Source organism: Pseudomonas sp. PNPG3, from assembly GCF_023093815.1.
GTDB classification, from domain to species: domain Bacteria; phylum Pseudomonadota; class Gammaproteobacteria; order Pseudomonadales; family Pseudomonadaceae; genus Aquipseudomonas; species Aquipseudomonas asiatica.
Map to the genome: position 1 here is coordinate 1 of NZ_JALLKV010000285.1, position 254 is coordinate 254.

The 254-nt window shown below is 48.0% G+C and carries 1 protein-coding gene; it reads right to left on the reverse strand.

The window, feature by feature from the left end; translation table 11 throughout:
- On the reverse strand, positions 1-206 hold a 206-nt coding region (locus MJ643_RS31070; RefSeq protein ID WP_247727363.1), incomplete at its 3' end, for a hypothetical protein.
- Positions 207-254 lie beyond the last annotated feature (48 nt).

Consider the following 254-nt stretch of genomic DNA (forward strand, 5'->3'; position numbering starts at 1 on the left):
TCGTGATATCCATCATAGGCCCATTTATGGTCTTCGTGCCACTTTTTCTTGTCGGTTCTGGGCGGAGATGAGCCGTTGTAGAGATGGTAAATTGTTCCGAGGTTGTTTCCGGGCTCGATGCACCACAGATACTGCCTCAACTTTTCTTCAAATTCCTTTAGCAATTCGCGCTTGGCGTGCTCAATAGCTTCGGGTGTGTTGGCCACAAATCTGGAATCTCCATCCTTTCCGTAGAAGAAGCGATAGGGATGAGT